The following is a 15034-nucleotide window of genomic DNA, read 5'->3' as shown; positions in this document are numbered from 1 at the left end:
TCTGGCCGGGTGCAACGCCTTCGTCAGGCCCGTCCCCGTGCCGCCCGAACGCCCGGCCAAGTTCAACCACCCCGCCCCCTCGGCCGAAAGCCGCGCGGCGCACCGCTACTTCGCCTATGTGCAGGACAAGCTGAAGTCCGAGGGGCTGATGCGGACCGACGGCGCGCCGACCACGCCGGCCGACGCGCCCTATACCGCCGCCGACCTCGCGACCAACTTCATCCACATCGCGCTCTACGACGAATACGCGACCGAGAAGAACGGCCAGATGGTGGCGCGCCAGACGCCCTCGCGCCTGCGCCGCTGGGTCGCGCCGGTGCGGATGAAGCTCCACTTCGGCCCGACCATCCCCGAGACGGAGCGGATCAAGGACCGCCGCGACGTGGGCGCCTATGCCGCCCGCCTCGGCCGGGTCTCGGGCCATCCGGTCGCGCTCACCACCGGGGCGTCGAACTTCGACATCTACGTCCTGAACGAGGATGAGCGTCGCGGCTTCGGCCCCTTCCTCGAACGCCACGTCCCCGGCATCACCCCCGAGGCGGTGCGCACGATCACCGACATGCCGCGCACCACCTATTGCCTCGTCTTCGCCTTCTCCAAGGGCGATTCCGCCGTCTATGAAAGGGCGGTCGCGGTGATCCGGGGCGAACATCCCGACGCGCTGCGCCTGCTGTGCTACCACGAGGAGCTGGCTCAGGGCCTCGGCCTCGCCAACGACTGGCCCAAGGCGCGCCCCTCGATCTTCAACGATGACGAGGAATTCGCATTGCTCACCACCCAGGACGAGCTGATGCTGAAGATGCTCTACGACCCGCGCCTCTCGATCGGGATGACGCCCACCGAGGCAACCCCGATCGTCCGACGCCTTGCCGCCCAGCTGATGCCGGGCGATACCTGATACGGTGGCCCTCGGCGCCGCCACCCTCAACGCCCCAGCCTTCAAAGGGAGAGACACATGGCCATCTTCGACTTCCTCAAGGGCGAGTTCATCGACGTCATCGCCTGGACCGACGACACCCGCGACACCATGGTCTGGCGGTTCGAACGCGAGGGCCACGCGATCAAGTACGGCGCCAAGCTGACGGTGCGCGAGGGGCAATCGGCGGTCTTCATCAACGAGGGCCAGCTGGCCGACGTCTTCACCCCCGGTCTCTACATGCTCGAGACCAACAACATGCCGGTGATGACCACGCTCCAGCACTGGGACCACGGCTTCCAGTCGCCGTTCAAGGCCGAGGTCTATTTCCTCTCGACCACCCGCTTCAACGACCAGAAATGGGGCACCAAGAACCCGATCATCTGCCGCGACCCGGAATTCGGCCCGGTGCGCCTGCGCGCCTACGGCACCTACACGATGCGGATCAAGGACCCGGCCAGGTTCATGACCGAGATCGTGGGAACCGACGGCGAATTCACCTCGGACGAGATCGCCTACCAGATCCGAAACATCATCGTGCAGGAGTTCTCGCGCGTGATCGCCGCGTCGAACGTGGCGGTCCTCGACATGGCGGCGAACACTCTCGACCTGGGCAAGCTGATCGCCAATGCGATCGCGCCCACGGTAGCGAATTACGGCCTCGAACTGCCCGAATTCTACATCGAGAACATCTCGCTCCCGCCCGAGGTGGAAAAGGCCCTCGACAAGCGCACCTCCATCGGGATCGTGGGCGACCTGAACAAGTACACCCAGTATTCCGCAGCCGAGGCTATGACGACCGCGGCCTCCACCCCCGGCTCGCAGATGGCCGCGGGCCTCGGTGCCGGGATGGGCATGGGCATGGCCGCGCAGATGGCGCACCAGGGCCCCTGGGGCGCCGCCCCCCAGCAGGCCCCCCAGCAAGCGCCGCAAACCGCCGCTCCGCCCCCGCCTCCTCCGCCGCCGGTCGAAAAGGTCTGGCACATCGCCGAAAACGGCGCGACCCATGGCCCTTACGGCCGCGGCCACCTCGGGCGCATGGTGCAGGATGGCGCGCTGACCCGCGACACGCTGGTCTGGACCCCGGGCCAGGACGGCTGGATCAAGGCCGGCGAGATCGCCGAACTGGGCCAGCTCTTCACCATCGCGCCCCCCCCGCCGCCTCCGCCGCCCCCCGCAGGCTGACAGCGCCCCCCCGCCGGCTGACGCCGCCCCATTTCTTCTGAGCGGAAATATCCTCGGGGGGCATGGGGGGCAGACGGCCCCCCATCGCATGAAAAGGCGCGCGCGCATCGCGCGCTCCGCAAATTCCCCGGACCTCCCCGCATGACCGACGCCCAGCACCACACCCCCTGCCCGCAATGCGGCGCCGAGCTTCGCTTCGACCCCGCGAGGGGCATGCTCCATTGCGATCATTGCGGCCACGAGGAACCCGCCGCCCCCGGGGGCCTCTCTGCGGGCGGGCCCAAGCCGCCGCAAAGCCTCACCCGTGTGCCCTCGACCCGCGCGGCCCACGAGGCGCGCCAGTCCGCATTGAACGAACAGGATTACCGCGCCGCGCTGGCCAATGCCCTGCCGCCCTCGCAGATGGAGGAGCGGCGCACCGTAACCTGCCCCTCCTGCGGCGCCTCGTTCGATTTCGACCCGGCGGTCCATGCCGCCGAATGCCCGTTCTGCGCCACCCCCATCGTCACCGACACCGGCGCGCATCGCCAGATCAAGCCGCAGGCGGTCGTGCCGTTCCAGCTCGACCAGACCCAGGCGCGCGAGGCGATGACCGCCTGGCTGGGGCGCCTGTGGTTCGCGCCGAACGGCCTGGTCGACTATGCCCGCAAGGGCCGCGCGATGAACGGCATCTACGTCCCCTACTGGACCTACGACGCCACCACCCGAACCGAGTATACCGGCCAGCGCGGAGAGGCCTATTACGAGACCGAAACCGTCGTCGTGAACGTGAACGGCCGCGACGAGATGCAGACCCGCCAGGTCCGCCGCATCGCCTGGTACCCGGCGGCGGGCACCGTGGGGCGGCGCTTCGACGATGTCCTCGTGATGGCCTCGACCGGCCTGCCCCGCGACTATGTCGACGCGCTGGAACCCTGGGATCTGGGCACCCTGACCGCCTACAGCCCCGATTACCTCGCGGGCTTCCGGGCCGAGGGCTACACCGTCGGCCTGCGCGACGGTTTCGGCATCGCGCAGCAGAAGATGCAACCGGTGATCGAGGGCGACGTGCGCGCCGACATCGGCGGTGACGAGCAGATGATCGCCTCGATGGACACCGAAACCTCGGACGAGACCTTCAAGCACGTGCTGCTGCCCATATGGATGGCGGCCTACAAGTACCGCGGCAAGACCTACCGCTTCGTCGTCAACGGCCAGACCGGGCGGGTGCGCGGCGAACGCCCCTGGTCGGCCTGGAAGATCGCCTTCGCGGTGCTGCTGGCGCTGATCGCGCTTGGCATCTTCGTGATCGTCACGCAAAACCGATAGATGACCGCCGCGCCGCCAACCCTCACGCCGCCAGCCCGCAACATCGCCCTCTATCCCTGGTTCAAGGCGCTGATGAGCCTGAACTTCTGGCAGGCGGTGTGGTTTCTCTACTTCCAGTCGCACCTCTCGGCGGCCGAGGCGGTGCTGCTCTACGCGATCTACGACGTGGCCACGACATTGCTCGAGGTGCCTTCGGGCTATGCCTCGGACCGGCTGGGGCGGCGGGTCACGCTGATCCTCTCGGCGGGCTGCGGCGCCCTGGGCGCGGCCTTCCTCTACCTCGGCGACGGTTTCGCGATGATCGCACTGGGGCAATGCCTGATCGGGGCAAGCGCCGCCTTCGCCTCCGGTACCGACTCGGCCCTGCTCTACGAATCCCTCGAGGCCGAGGGCCGCAGCGCCGAGGTGGAGCGCCAGGAGATCCGCGCCTGGCGCTTCTCCTTCGCGGCCTATGCGCTGGCGGCGCTCACGGGCGGCCTGATGGCGATGGTAGGCCCTGCGCTGCCCTTCGCGGGCGGCATCCTGACCTTCGGCGCGGCCACCCTCGTCGCCTGGCGCTTCGCCGAACCGCCCCGCCGCCACCCCGGCCTGCCCGAGGGCGCCGAGATCCTGCACCCCGGCGGCCTCCGCCAGGCCTTCCGCCAGCCGGTGGTACGTTGGCTCTTCGCGCTGGCCGTGGCGATGTATGCCTTCAGCCACGTGCCCTTTGTCTTCGGCCAGCCCTTCATCCTGTCGGCGCTGGACGGGCTGGGCCTCGGCGCGCAGGCGCCGGGCGTCTCGGGCGCGGTCTCGGCGGCGATGATGGCGGTGTCTCTGGGGGTGTCGGCCTTCGCCCCGGGGCTTCGGCGCGGCCTCGGCCTGCCCGGCATCCTGCTGCTGTCCTTCGGCCTTCAGATCGCACTCTGCGCGGTGATGGCGCTGACCAACGGCCCCTGGGCGATCTGCCTGCTGATGCTCAGGATGGTGCCCGTCGCCCTGTCCCGCCCGTTCCGGGTGGCCCGCCTCCAGCCGCTTCTCGACCGCGACAGCCGCGCCACCTATTTCTCGCTCGAAAGCTTTGCGGGCAGGATCGCCTTCGCCGCCTCGCTCTGGCTTGCCTCGACTTCGGCCAGCGGCGTGGGCGCCATGCCCTATACCGAGATCCGCCTCGTGCTGACCGGCTACGTGATCGCGGGCCTCGCGGTGATCGCGACGCTCGCCCTCACAGCCGCCCGCGCCCGGGTCGAGGCCACGGCCGCAATCCCCTGACGGCCCGCCCTGCTTTCATTGTTCGCCAAATACGCAGGCCCCGATCTCTCCACCCTGCCCCACCCCACGATCTGGCCGCCCCGCGATCAGCCCACTCCACGATCAGCCCGCCCCGCAGGCTGCGTTCGCCCCTTGCCAACCGCGCCTTGACTCCCTCCCGCGCGCATCCGATAGCGGAGGCAAAGGAAAGGGTCCCCCATGCGCATCCTCGAAAAGGCCGAGATCCCCGAGCTTCCGAACCCGTATTTCGGCAAGGTGCGCGACAATTACGATCTGCCGGACGGGACCCGGATCATCATCTCGTCGGACCGGATCAGCGCCTTCGACCGGATCCTCGCCTGCATCCCGTGGAAGGGTCAGGTGCTGACCCAGACCGCGCGCTACTGGTTCGAGGAAACCGCCGACATCTGCCCCAACCACGTGCTCGCCTATCCCGATCCGAACGTCGTGGTCGGCAAGCGGCTGGACATCCTGCCGGTCGAGGTGATCGTGCGCGGCTACCTTGCCGGCACCACCGGCACCTCGATCCTGCCGCGCTACAAGCGGGGCGAGCGCGAGATGTACGGCCATACCCTGCCCGAGGGCCTGCGCGACAACCAGGCGCTGCCGCACCCGATCATCACCCCCACGTCGAAGGCCTTCGACGGCGGCCATGACGAACCGCTGACCGCCCTGCAGATCGTCGAGGAGGGCCTCCTGACCCAGGCGCAGTGGGACGAGGTCTCGGCCCATGCGCTCGACCTCTTCGCGCGCGGCCAGCAGCTGGCCGCCGAACGCGGGCTGATCCTGTGCGATACGAAATACGAATTCGGCACCGATGCGGACGGAAAGATCCTGCTGGCGGACGAGATCCACACGCCCGACAGCAGCCGCTACTGGCTGGCCGACGGCTACCAGGAAGCGTTCGAGACCGGCAGCCGCCCGCCCAGCTTCGACAAGGATTTCATCCGCGCCTGGGTGGCCGAGCGCTGCGACCCCTACACCGACCCGATCCCCGAGATCCCGGCCGAGATGATCGAGAAGACCTCCCGCGTCTACATCGATGCCTACGAGGCGATCACCGGCCAGACCTTCACCCCGGACGAAAGCGGTGCGACGACGCTTGACCGCGTGCGCGCCAACCTCGCCCCCTACTTCCCGGGCTGAGGACGCGGCGGCGACCGCCGCCCCGTCTGCCGCTCCCGTGGGCTCCACTCCCTGTCCCGGCCACCGGCACCGATCAACCTGTGCACAGGAGACGCGAATGCATGCGCAGGCGTCGCTGACAGGACAGAACAGGGACACCGGCTGAGGCGAGGCTGGCCGGGTCCATTCCCTCCGTCTGGGTACCCCACATGTCTCTGCCTCCCTTCTCGCGCGCCGAGTACGACGCGCGCCTCGCCCGAACGCGTGCCGCCATGGAACGCGCCGGTATCGACCTCCTGATCGTCACCGATCCGTCGAACATGCACTGGCTGACCGGCTATGACGGCTGGTCCTTCTACGTCCACCAATGCGTCGTGGTCCCGCCCTCGGGCGACCCCCTGTGGTTCGGCCGCGCCATGGACGCCGAAGGGGCAAGGCTGACCGCCTGGCTGGCCGAGGAAAACCTGCTCCCCTACGACGACATCTACGTCCAGTCGACTGAGCGCCACCCGATGGACGTGCTTTCGGCCCGGCTGAAGGACCGCGGCTTCGGCACCGCGCGGATCGGCGTGGAGATGGACAATTACTGGTTCACCGCGGCCGCCTTCGCCAGTCTCTCGCGGCACTTGCCAGATGCCCCCTTCACCGATTGCACCGGCCTCGTGAACTGGCAGCGCGCGGTGAAATCCGAGGCCGAGATCGCCCATATGCGCCAGGCCGCGCGGATCGTCGAGGCGATGCATGCCCGGATCCGCGAGGTGGCGGTGCCGGGGCTGCGCAAATGCGACCTGGTGGCCGAGATCTACGATGCATCCCTGCGCGGCGTGCCGGGGATCGGCGGCGACTACCCGGCGATCGTGCCGATGCTGCCCTCGGGGCGCGAGGCGGCAGCGCCGCACCTGACCTGGGACGAACGCACGCTGCAGATGGGCGAAGGCACGTTCTTCGAGATCGCAGGGGTCTACCGGCGCTACCATTGCCCGCTGTCGCGCACGCTGTTCCTCGGCGATCCCACGCCCGCCTTCATCGCCGCCGAACGCGCGGTCGAGGAAGGCATGGAGGCCGGGCTTTCGGCGGCAAGGCCCGGCGGGACCTGCGAGGACATCGCGATCGCCTTCTTCGACACGCTGAACAAGCACGGCTTCGACAAGGACAGCCGGGCGGGCTATTCCATCGGCCTCTCCTACCCGCCCGATTGGGGCGAGCGCACCATGAGCCTGCGCCGCGGCGACCGGACCGAGCTCGTGCCCGGCATGACCTTCCACTTCATGACCAGCCTGTGGCTTGCCGACATGGGGTTCGAGATGACGGAAAGCATCCTGATCACCGAGACCGGGGCAGAATGCCTCGCCGACGTGCCGCGCGAGCTTGTCGTGAAGGGCTGAGGCGCGCCTCCTCAGGGCCTCCGGCCCCTCCTCGTCCTCCCCGGACGCGGGGGTTTCACACCCCCGCACCCACCGCATCCGCGGGGGTTTCACACCCCCGCACCCCCGTGGGATATTTCCACTCAGAAGAAAGCGAGCCCGCCTCTTCTTCTGAGTGAAAATATCCCGGGGGGTCGAAGGGGGGCAGCGCCCCCCTTTCCTTCCCTGCCATCCTGCGCCAATGTCCCGGCCCATGACGCGACGCCCCCATCCCCCGAAAGATCCGATTCCACGCGAGGGCCTGCGCCCCCGGTTCTGGGAGCGTGTGCCGCTGCGAAACATGGCGCCGAAGGAGTGGGAGGCGCTTTGTGACGGCTGCGGCAAGTGCTGTCTCAACAAGCTCGAGGATCCCGACACCGGCGAGGTGGTTTTCACCCGTATCGGCTGCCGGCTGCTCGACGACGAGACCTGCCGCTGCGGCAATTACGAGATCCGCAAGACCATCGTTCCCGAATGCGTCGTCCTCACCCCCGGCAACATCGGCGAGATCGCCTACTGGATGCCGCGCACCTGTGCCTATCGGCTCCTGCACGAAGGCAAGTCGCTCTATGACTGGCATCCGCTGATCTCGGGCGACCCCGACAGCGTGCACCGCGCAGGGGAATCGGTTCAGGGCTGGACCGTGCCCGAATTCGAGGTGCCGGAGGACGACTGGGAAGACTACATCGTCGAAGGAGACCTGTGATGTATTTCGCCTCTGACAACACCTCACCCGTGCCGCCCCAGGTGATGGCGGCCCTGGCGCGCGCGAACGAGGGCTACGCGTCTTCCTACGGCGCCGACCCGATCATGGACGAGGTGCGTGCGCAGATCCGCGAGCTGTTCGAGGCGCCTGAGGCCGCGGTCTACCTGGTCGCCACCGGCACCACGGCGAACGCGCTGTCGCTGGCCGCCTTCTGCCCGCCCTGGGGCGCCGTCTATTGCCAGCCCGAGGCGCATATCAACGTCGACGAATGCGGCGCCCCGGAATTCTTCACGAACGGCGCCAAGCTGGTTTGCGTCGACGGGCCGGACGGCAAGATCTCGCCCGAGGCCCTGGCCGCGGCGATCGGGCGGGCGACGCCGACGGGTGTGCACAACGTCCAGCCCGGCATGCTGAGCCTGACCAACCTGACCGAGGCCGGCACCGCCTACTCGGTGGCAGAGATCGCGGCGCTTGCCGGGGTTGCCCGGGAGGCCGGCCTGCCCGTGCATCTCGACGGGGCGCGCTTTGCCAACGCCCTGGTTGCCACCAATGCCACCCCGGCCGAGATGACCTGGCGCGCCGGGGTCGACGTGTTGTCTTTCGGCGGCACGAAGAACGGGCTGATGGGGGTCGAGGCGGTGGTGCTGTTCGATCCGTCCAGGGCCTGGGAATTCGAGCTTCGGCGCAAGCGCGGCGGGCATCTCTTTTCGAAGCACCGCTATCTTTCGGCGCAGATGCAGGCCTATCTCGAGGACGGCCTGTGGATGCGGCTGGCGCGGCAGGCCAATGCCGCGGGCCAGCGTCTGGCCGAGGGGCTGCGCACCGTGCAGGGGGCAAGCTTTACCCACGAACCGCCGGCGAACCTGATGTTCGCCTCTATGCCGCGTGCGGCCCACGCCCGGGCGCGGGCCGAGGGGGCGGCCTATTTCCTGAACGGTCCCGAAGACGGCCCGGCGGAGGAGGCGGTCGAGGCGCGGTTCGTCACGTCGTGGAGCACCACCGACGAAGAGGTCGACCGGTTCCTCGCCCTGGCGCGGGGCTGACCCGGCCGAGGGGAGCCTACGGGCGGGCGCGGGCCTCTCGGGCCCGCCCCGTTGGCCAGACCCTCAGAGCCCAAGGAACCCTGCCAGCGCGGCCGAGACTTCGGCCGGGTGGGTGACGGGAAGCATATGGCGCGCGCCGGGCACAGAGACGCGGCGCGTGTCGGGCACCAGGCGTTCCAGCGCGGTCAGGATCGCCCCGATGATGGGCGGCGAATCCGCCCCCTGCATCAGGAGCACCGGGCAGGTCACGGCGCCGATCCGCGGCAGGATCCGGCCGCTGTCGTGCCAGAGCACGGGTTCAGACTGCACGATCAGCCCGACCCTTTCGGTGATGTAGGCGCGCTGTGCCTCGGGCTGGGCGGACCAGTCCGGGCCGGTGCCCCATTGCCCGGTGAAGCGCCGCGCCGCGCCCTCGGCATCGCCCGCGGCGATCAGCGCCTCGAGCGGGCGCATCTCGTCCTCGTGCGAGGGGTCGTCGACCAGGCCGGCGGCGCGGGCGGCAGCGAACAGCGTGGGTTCGATCAGGGTGAGGCTGCGCACCTTCCCGGGCGCCTCGATCGCGAGGCGCAGGGCGATCGTGCCGCCGAAGGAATGGCCGATCAGGTCGACCTGGCCCTCGGCCGCCTCCAGAAGCGGCAGGCCCATCGCCACCGCCTCGTCGCCAATGTCGCGGGCCGGGTCGTGATCCGGGGCGCGACCGTGCCCCGGCAGGTCGAAGGCCGTGATCGCGAGACGGTCGCCCAGACGCTCGGCCACGCCGCGCCATTCGCCGGAATGCGCAAGCGAGCAATGCACCATCAGGGCCGCGCGCGCGTCCTGCCCCGCCGGCCGCCCCAGGCGGCGCACCCAGACCGGATCGGCGGGCGCCACGTCGGCGGGTTGGGCATCGGCGATCTGGTCGGTCGCGGGGGGCCGCCCACCAGCCACGGTCACAACGTGCCCGCGAGATGCGCATCGAGATCGTCGAGCCGGTCCTGTCCCCAGAACCGCTCGTCACCGTCGGTGATGTAGAACGGCGCGCCGAAGACACCGCGCTTCACCGCTTCCTCAAGGTTCCTCGGGTAGGTCTCGGCGCCCAGAAGCAGGCCCTTGTCGGCAAGCCCCGGATCGAAGCCCGCGCCCTTGAGCACGTCGCGGATCACCGCATCGTCCGAGACGTCGCGTTCCTCGGCCCAGACCGCGCGGGTAAAGCCGTGCACCAGCGCGCCAAGGTTGCCTGGCCCGCCCTTGGCCACCTCGGCCTGCGCTGCGATGCAGGCGTAGGATGAGGGCGCGGCATTCACCGGAAAGAACGCGGGCCGCAGGTTGATTGGCAGACCGGCCTTGCGGGCCTGGCGGCGAAGCTCTTGCGCGCGGTAGGCAAGGCGGCTTTCGTGCCGTTCCTTGGGCGCGACGCCGCCCGTGCGGGTAAACAGCGCCAGCACGTCGACCGGCATGTAGGTGATGGTCGCGCCGTGCCGTTTCGCGATCTCCTCGAGCCGTTGGCCCGCGAGGTATGTGAATGGTGACACGGTTGCAAAAAAGTAGTCGATATGGGCCATTTCGGCGCCCCTCCCTGTCCCCGATGCGGTTTGCAAGACGGTAGCCGGGTGGTAAGCGGTGTCAACGTCACGAATCCTTCAATTGACCAGTCCCCGCCTGCAATTGCGCCCCGTTTCGCGTCATACTTCCTGCGCCCTCCCTGCGCCCCTGACCAGGATCTGCCCATGCCCGCCATCACCGAGCCGAAACTGATTTCCGGCAACGCTAACCGTGTCCTCGCCACCGCCATCGCGCGGCGGATGTCGATGCACCGGGGCATGTCCGTCGGGCTGGTGAACGCGCGGGTCGAACGGTTCAACGATCAGGAGATCTTCGTCGAGGTCTACGAGAACGTCCGCGGCGAGGACATGTTCATCATCCAGCCGACCTCCAACCCGGCGAACGACAACCTGATGGAGCTGCTGATCATCGCCGACGCGCTGCGCCGCTCCTCCGCCGACCGCATCACCGCGGTGATCCCCTACTTCGGCTACGCCCGGCAGGACCGCCGCACCAAGGCCCGGACACCGATCAGCGCCAAGCTGATCGCCAACCTGCTGGTCGAGGCGGGGATCGAGCGGGTGCTGACGATGGATCTGCACGCGACGCAGATCCAGGGCTTCTTCGACATCCCGGTCGACAACCTGTATGCCGCGCCTATCTTTGCGCTGGACATCGAGCACCACTTCAAGGGCCGCATGGGAGAGCTGATGGTGGTCTCGCCCGACGTCGGCGGCGTCGGCCGCGCGCGGGAACTGGCCAAGCGGATCAACGCGCCGCTGGCGATCGTCGACAAGCGGCGCGAGAAGGCGGGCGAAGTGGCCGAGATGACGGTGATCGGCGACGTCACCGGCAAGACCTGCCTGATCATCGACGACATCTGCGACACGGCGGGCACGCTGTGCAAGGCGGCCGAACTGCTGATCGAGCATGGCGCGAGCGAGGTGCACGCCTACATCACGCACGGCGTTCTTTCGGGGCCGGCGGTGGAGCGGATCACCAACTCCGTGATGAAGAGCCTGGTGATAACCGACTCGATCGAACCGACGGAGCCGGTGAAGGGCGCGGCGAACATCCGCATCGTGCCGACCGCGCCGATGTTCGCCCAGGCGATCCTGAACACCTGGAACGGGACCTCGGTGTCGTCGCTGTTCGAGACCGAGACCCTGGTGCCGATCTACGAGGGCATGTATTCGCGCTGAGGCCCCTGCCACGGTGCTGAGCCCGCGACGAGCCGGGCACCCGGCGGACGACCGGGGTCAGTCGATCTCCCAGTCGTCCTCATCCCTGAGCGCGCCGATCGCCATCCACTCGGCGCGCACCCGGGCGACGCGGCTGTCGCCCCAGGTGCGGAAAACGATCTCGAACCCCTTGGCGGTGACATGTTCGGCGCTGATGTCGGCGCGCAGGTTGGCCTTGTGGTCCATGTCCCACATGCCGATGCCGACGGTGACCGCTGGCGGCGCGCGGAAGGTTTCGGAAAACTGCACCGGCTGGCGCGCCTCGCGCGGGCCCGTCCCGGTCCACATCGCCCCGTTGTCTTCGTAATCCGAGAACAGCAGCGACGCCCCCTGCTCGATCCCCACCACGTTGCTGCGCAGGCGCTTCATCCCTGCGGGTCCTCCCTCATTCGATGCGGGCCCCGCCGGTCCTGCGGTGCCGAACCGGCATGAAAGGCGCCGAGCCATGACATGCCGATGGAATCTATCCCCGACCGCGCCGCGCCGCGCAACCCCCCTGCGCCCGGGCGCGGGAACGGCGGTGTCCCCACGTCCAAATGCAAAGGGCCCCGCCATCGCGGAGCCCTTCGTCATTCTTCCATCTGCCGCGCCGGTATCAGACCCGGGCGCGCAGCATCTCGACGTCGTGCACCAGCTTCTGCGCGGCGTCCTTGTCTTCGGGCAGCGCCGCCTCGGCAAGGCTCCGGGCCTCTTCCAGAAGCTCGTCCATGATCGTGCCGGTCGCTTCCTCGATCGCCACCGCGCGCTCGGCCAGGACCGAGATAGAGGTGCCGTTGATCTGGGCGAAGCCGCCGGTCACGATGAAGGACTTGCGCCCCTCGGCCCCGTGCGCCCGAAGAACCCCCGGGCGCAGCGTGGTGATGACCGGTTCGTGGCCCGGCATCGCCTCGAGATCGCCCTCGGCGCCGGGCACCTCGACCGCGGTCGCCTCGAACGAGGCGAGCATGCGCTCGGGCGAGACGAGATCGAATTGCATCGTGGCCATCAGCTATGCCCTCCTCAGGCCGCGGCCGCTGCCAGACGCTCGGCCTTGGCGATCACTTCCTCGATGTCGCCGACCATGTAGAAGGCGGCCTCGGGCAGGTGATCGTATTCGCCGGCGACGACGGCCTTGAACGACGCGATCGTCTTTTCGAGCGGGACCTGAACCCCGTCCGAACCGGTGAAGACCTTCGCCACGTCGAACGGCTGCGACAGGAAACGCTGGATCTTCCGGGCGCGGGCCACGGTCTGCTTGTCCTCTTCGCTCAGCTCGTCCATCCCGAGGATGGCGATGATGTCCTGCAGCGACTTGTAGCGCTGGAGGATCCCCTGAACGTCGCGGGCGACCTGGTAGTGCTCTTCCCCGATGACCTGCGGATCCATCAGGCGCGAGGTCGAGTCGAGCGGGTCGACGGCCGGGTAGATCCCCAGCTCCGAGATCGCGCGGTTGAGAACGGTCGTCGCGTCGAGGTGGGCGAAGGTCGTGGCCGGAGCCGGGTCGGTGAGGTCGTCGGCCGGGACGTAGACGGCCTGGATCGAGGTGATCGAGCCCGCTTTGGTCGAGGTGATGCGTTCCTGCATCGCGCCCATGTCGGTGGCCAGCGTCGGCTGGTAGCCCACGGCCGAGGGGATGCGGCCCAGAAGCGCCGACATCTCCGAACCCGCCTGGGTGAAGCGGAAGATGTTGTCGACGAAGAACAGCACGTCGCTGCCGGTGGCGTCGCGGAACTGTTCGGCTATGGTCAGACCGGTCAGCGCGATGCGGGCACGGGCACCCGGCGGCTCGTTCATCTGACCGTAGACCAGCGCGATCTTGGAATCGGGCAGGTTGTCCGGGGTCAGAACGCCCGACTCGATCATCTCGTGGTAGAGGTCGTTGCCCTCACGCGTCCGCTCGCCCACGCCGGCAAAAACCGACAGGCCCGAGTGGACCTTGGCGATGTTGTTGATCAGTTCCTGGATCAGAACCGTCTTGCCCACGCCGGCGCCGCCGAACAGGCCGATCTTGCCGCCCTTGGCGTAGGGGGCCAGGAGGTCGATCACCTTGATGCCGGTGACGAGGATCTCGGCCTCGGTCGCCTGCTCCGAGAATTCGGGCGCGGGGGCGTGGATCGGGCGGAATTCCTCGGCCTCGACCGGGCCCTTTTCGTCCACCGGCTCGCCGACGACGTTGAGGATGCGGCCGAGCGTGGCGGTGCCGACGGGCACCGAGATCGGCGACCCGGTGTCGGTCACGGCCTGGCCGCGCACGAGGCCTTCGGTCGCGTCCATCGCGATGGCGCGGACGGTGCTTTCGCCCAGGTGCTGGGCCACTTCGAGGACCAGGCGCTTGCCGTTGTTGTCGGTCTCGAGGGCGTTGAGGATGGCCGGAAGCCCGTCTTCGAACTGCACGTCGACGACGGCGCCGATGACCTGGGTCACTTTACCTTTGCTTGCCATGTATCTCTCTCCGGTTCCGTCAGAGCGCCTCGGCGCCCGAGATGATTTCGATCAGTTCCTTGGTGATCGCGGCCTGACGGGTACGGTTGTACTCGATGGTCAGGCGGTCGATCATGTCGCCCGCGTTGCGGGTCGCGTTGTCCATGGCGGTCATCCGCGCGCCCTGCTCGGACGCCGCGTTTTCCAGCAGCGCGGTGAAGATCTGGGTCGCCACGCCGCGCGGCAGCAGGTCGGCCAGGATCTCCTCTTCCGAGGGCTCGTAGTCATAGACCGTGTTCTCGCCGGTTTCCGGCGCGTCGCTCTCGTCGTACTTGGCCGGGATCACCTGAAGCGCCGTCGGCACCTGAGAGATCACCGACTCGAAGCGGTTGTAGAAGATCGTCGCGACGTCGAACTCGCCCGCGTCGAACCGCTTGAGGATGCTGCGCGCGATGCCTTGGGCGTTGTCATAGCCGATGCGCCGGACCTCGCTCAGGTCGACATGGTCGATCAGCAGGTTGCCGAAGTCGCGGCGCAGTTGCTCGCGGCCCTTCTTGCCGACGGTCAGCACCTTGACGGTCTTGCCCTCGGCCTGAAGCGCGGCGATGCGCTGACGCGCAAGCCGCACGATGGACGAGTTGAAGCCGCCGCAGAGGCCGCGCTCGGCCGTCATCACGACCACAAGCTGCACCTTGTCCGACCCGGTCCCCGCCAGAAGGCGCGGCGCGTTGTCCGCCCCCTTCACCGAGGCGGCGAGGCCGGCCATGACCGCGTTCATCCGCTCGGCATAGGGCCGGGCGGCTTCGGCGGCCTCCTGGGCGCGGCGGAGCTTGGCCGCCGCGACCATCTGCATGGCCTTGGTGATCTTGCGGGTGTTTTTCACACTCGCGATCCGGTTTTTCAGATCCTTGAGGCTGGGCATCTGTCTACTCTCCCCG

General features: G+C 68.5%; 15 protein-coding genes. 9 read left to right on the top strand and 6 right to left on the bottom strand.

The features are described 5' to 3' along the window. Positions 1-37 precede the first annotated feature (37 nt). The 8 genes from CVV76_RS18490 to CVV76_RS18455 all read left to right on the top strand — a co-directional run bounded on the left by CVV76_RS18490 (position 38) and on the right by CVV76_RS18455 (position 8934). Positions 38-898, top strand: coding sequence for a DUF2927 domain-containing protein (locus CVV76_RS18490; protein WP_146010330.1), 861 nt, complete (start codon positions 38-40; stop codon positions 896-898). A 57-nt stretch (positions 899-955) separates the two neighbouring features. After that, positions 956-2101 carry an SPFH domain-containing protein gene (locus tag CVV76_RS18485; RefSeq protein ID WP_102226169.1) on the top strand — a complete coding sequence of 382 codons (1146 nt, stop codon included), beginning with the start codon at positions 956-958 and terminating at the stop codon, positions 2099-2101. 141 nt (positions 2102-2242) lie between these two features. Further along, positions 2243-3409, top strand: a complete 1167-nt coding sequence (locus CVV76_RS18480; protein ID WP_102226168.1) for a TFIIB-type zinc finger domain-containing protein — start codon at positions 2243-2245, stop codon at positions 3407-3409. After that, on the top strand, positions 3410-4657 hold the full coding sequence (locus CVV76_RS18475; RefSeq protein WP_102226167.1) for an MFS transporter: 1248 nt from the start codon (positions 3410-3412) through the stop codon (positions 4655-4657). Between the two features lie 198 nt (positions 4658-4855). Further along, entirely contained in the window at positions 4856-5803 is a 948-nt protein-coding gene (locus tag CVV76_RS18470; RefSeq protein ID WP_102226166.1) for a phosphoribosylaminoimidazolesuccinocarboxamide synthase, read from the top strand. A 188-nt stretch (positions 5804-5991) separates the two neighbouring features. Further along, entirely contained in the window at positions 5992-7167 is a 1176-nt protein-coding gene (gene doeA, locus CVV76_RS18465) for an ectoine hydrolase DoeA (RefSeq protein ID WP_102226165.1), read from the top strand. A gap of 232 nt (positions 7168-7399) precedes the next feature. Then, complete coding sequence (locus CVV76_RS18460) at positions 7400-7891, top strand: YcgN family cysteine cluster protein (protein WP_102226164.1); 492 nt, start codon at positions 7400-7402, stop codon at positions 7889-7891. Then, complete coding sequence (locus tag CVV76_RS18455) at positions 7891-8934, top strand: threonine aldolase family protein (protein ID WP_102226163.1); 1044 nt, start codon at positions 7891-7893, stop codon at positions 8932-8934. Before CVV76_RS18460 ends, CVV76_RS18455 begins: the two co-directional genes overlap by 1 nt. 63 nt (positions 8935-8997) lie before the next feature. Here the strand turns inward: CVV76_RS18455 and CVV76_RS18450 are convergent, their stop codons facing one another. Next, positions 8998-9867, bottom strand: coding sequence for an alpha/beta fold hydrolase (locus tag CVV76_RS18450; protein WP_233193018.1), 870 nt, complete (start codon positions 9865-9867; stop codon positions 8998-9000). After that, positions 9864-10475: a 2-hydroxychromene-2-carboxylate isomerase gene (locus CVV76_RS18445; RefSeq protein ID WP_102226162.1), complete on the bottom strand. Its 612-nt coding sequence runs from the start codon at positions 10473-10475 to the stop codon at positions 9864-9866. Before CVV76_RS18445 ends, CVV76_RS18450 begins: the two co-directional genes overlap by 4 nt. A gap of 165 nt (positions 10476-10640) precedes the next feature. Between CVV76_RS18445 and CVV76_RS18440 the strand changes: the two genes are divergently transcribed. Continuing rightward, positions 10641-11657, top strand: a complete 1017-nt coding sequence (locus tag CVV76_RS18440; protein ID WP_102226161.1) for a ribose-phosphate pyrophosphokinase — start codon at positions 10641-10643, stop codon at positions 11655-11657. Between the two features lie 57 nt (positions 11658-11714). Here CVV76_RS18440 and CVV76_RS18435 read toward each other — a convergent pair whose 3' ends face one another. The 4 genes from CVV76_RS18435 to CVV76_RS18420 all read right to left on the bottom strand — a co-directional run bounded on the left by CVV76_RS18435 (position 11715) and on the right by CVV76_RS18420 (position 15018). Continuing rightward, positions 11715-12065: an H-type lectin domain-containing protein gene (locus CVV76_RS18435; RefSeq protein WP_102226160.1), complete on the bottom strand. Its 351-nt coding sequence runs from the start codon at positions 12063-12065 to the stop codon at positions 11715-11717. Positions 12066-12291: 226 nt separating this feature from the next. Next, positions 12292-12684 carry a F0F1 ATP synthase subunit epsilon gene (locus CVV76_RS18430; RefSeq protein ID WP_102226159.1) on the bottom strand — a complete coding sequence of 131 codons (393 nt, stop codon included), beginning with the start codon at positions 12682-12684 and terminating at the stop codon, positions 12292-12294. 11 nt (positions 12685-12695) lie between these two features. After that, complete coding sequence (gene atpD / locus CVV76_RS18425; protein ID WP_102226158.1) at positions 12696-14117, bottom strand: F0F1 ATP synthase subunit beta; 1422 nt, start codon at positions 14115-14117, stop codon at positions 12696-12698. A gap of 19 nt (positions 14118-14136) precedes the next feature. Further along, positions 14137-15018, bottom strand: a complete 882-nt coding sequence (locus tag CVV76_RS18420; RefSeq protein ID WP_102226157.1) for a F0F1 ATP synthase subunit gamma — start codon at positions 15016-15018, stop codon at positions 14137-14139. Between the last annotated feature and the right edge of the window lie 16 nt (positions 15019-15034).

Source organism: Acidimangrovimonas sediminis (genome assembly GCF_002871005.1).
Lineage (GTDB): Bacteria > Pseudomonadota > Alphaproteobacteria > Rhodobacterales > Rhodobacteraceae > Acidimangrovimonas > Acidimangrovimonas sediminis.
Note: the sequence above shows the minus strand (reverse complement) of the source record. Positions and strands in the feature narration are given on the sequence as shown.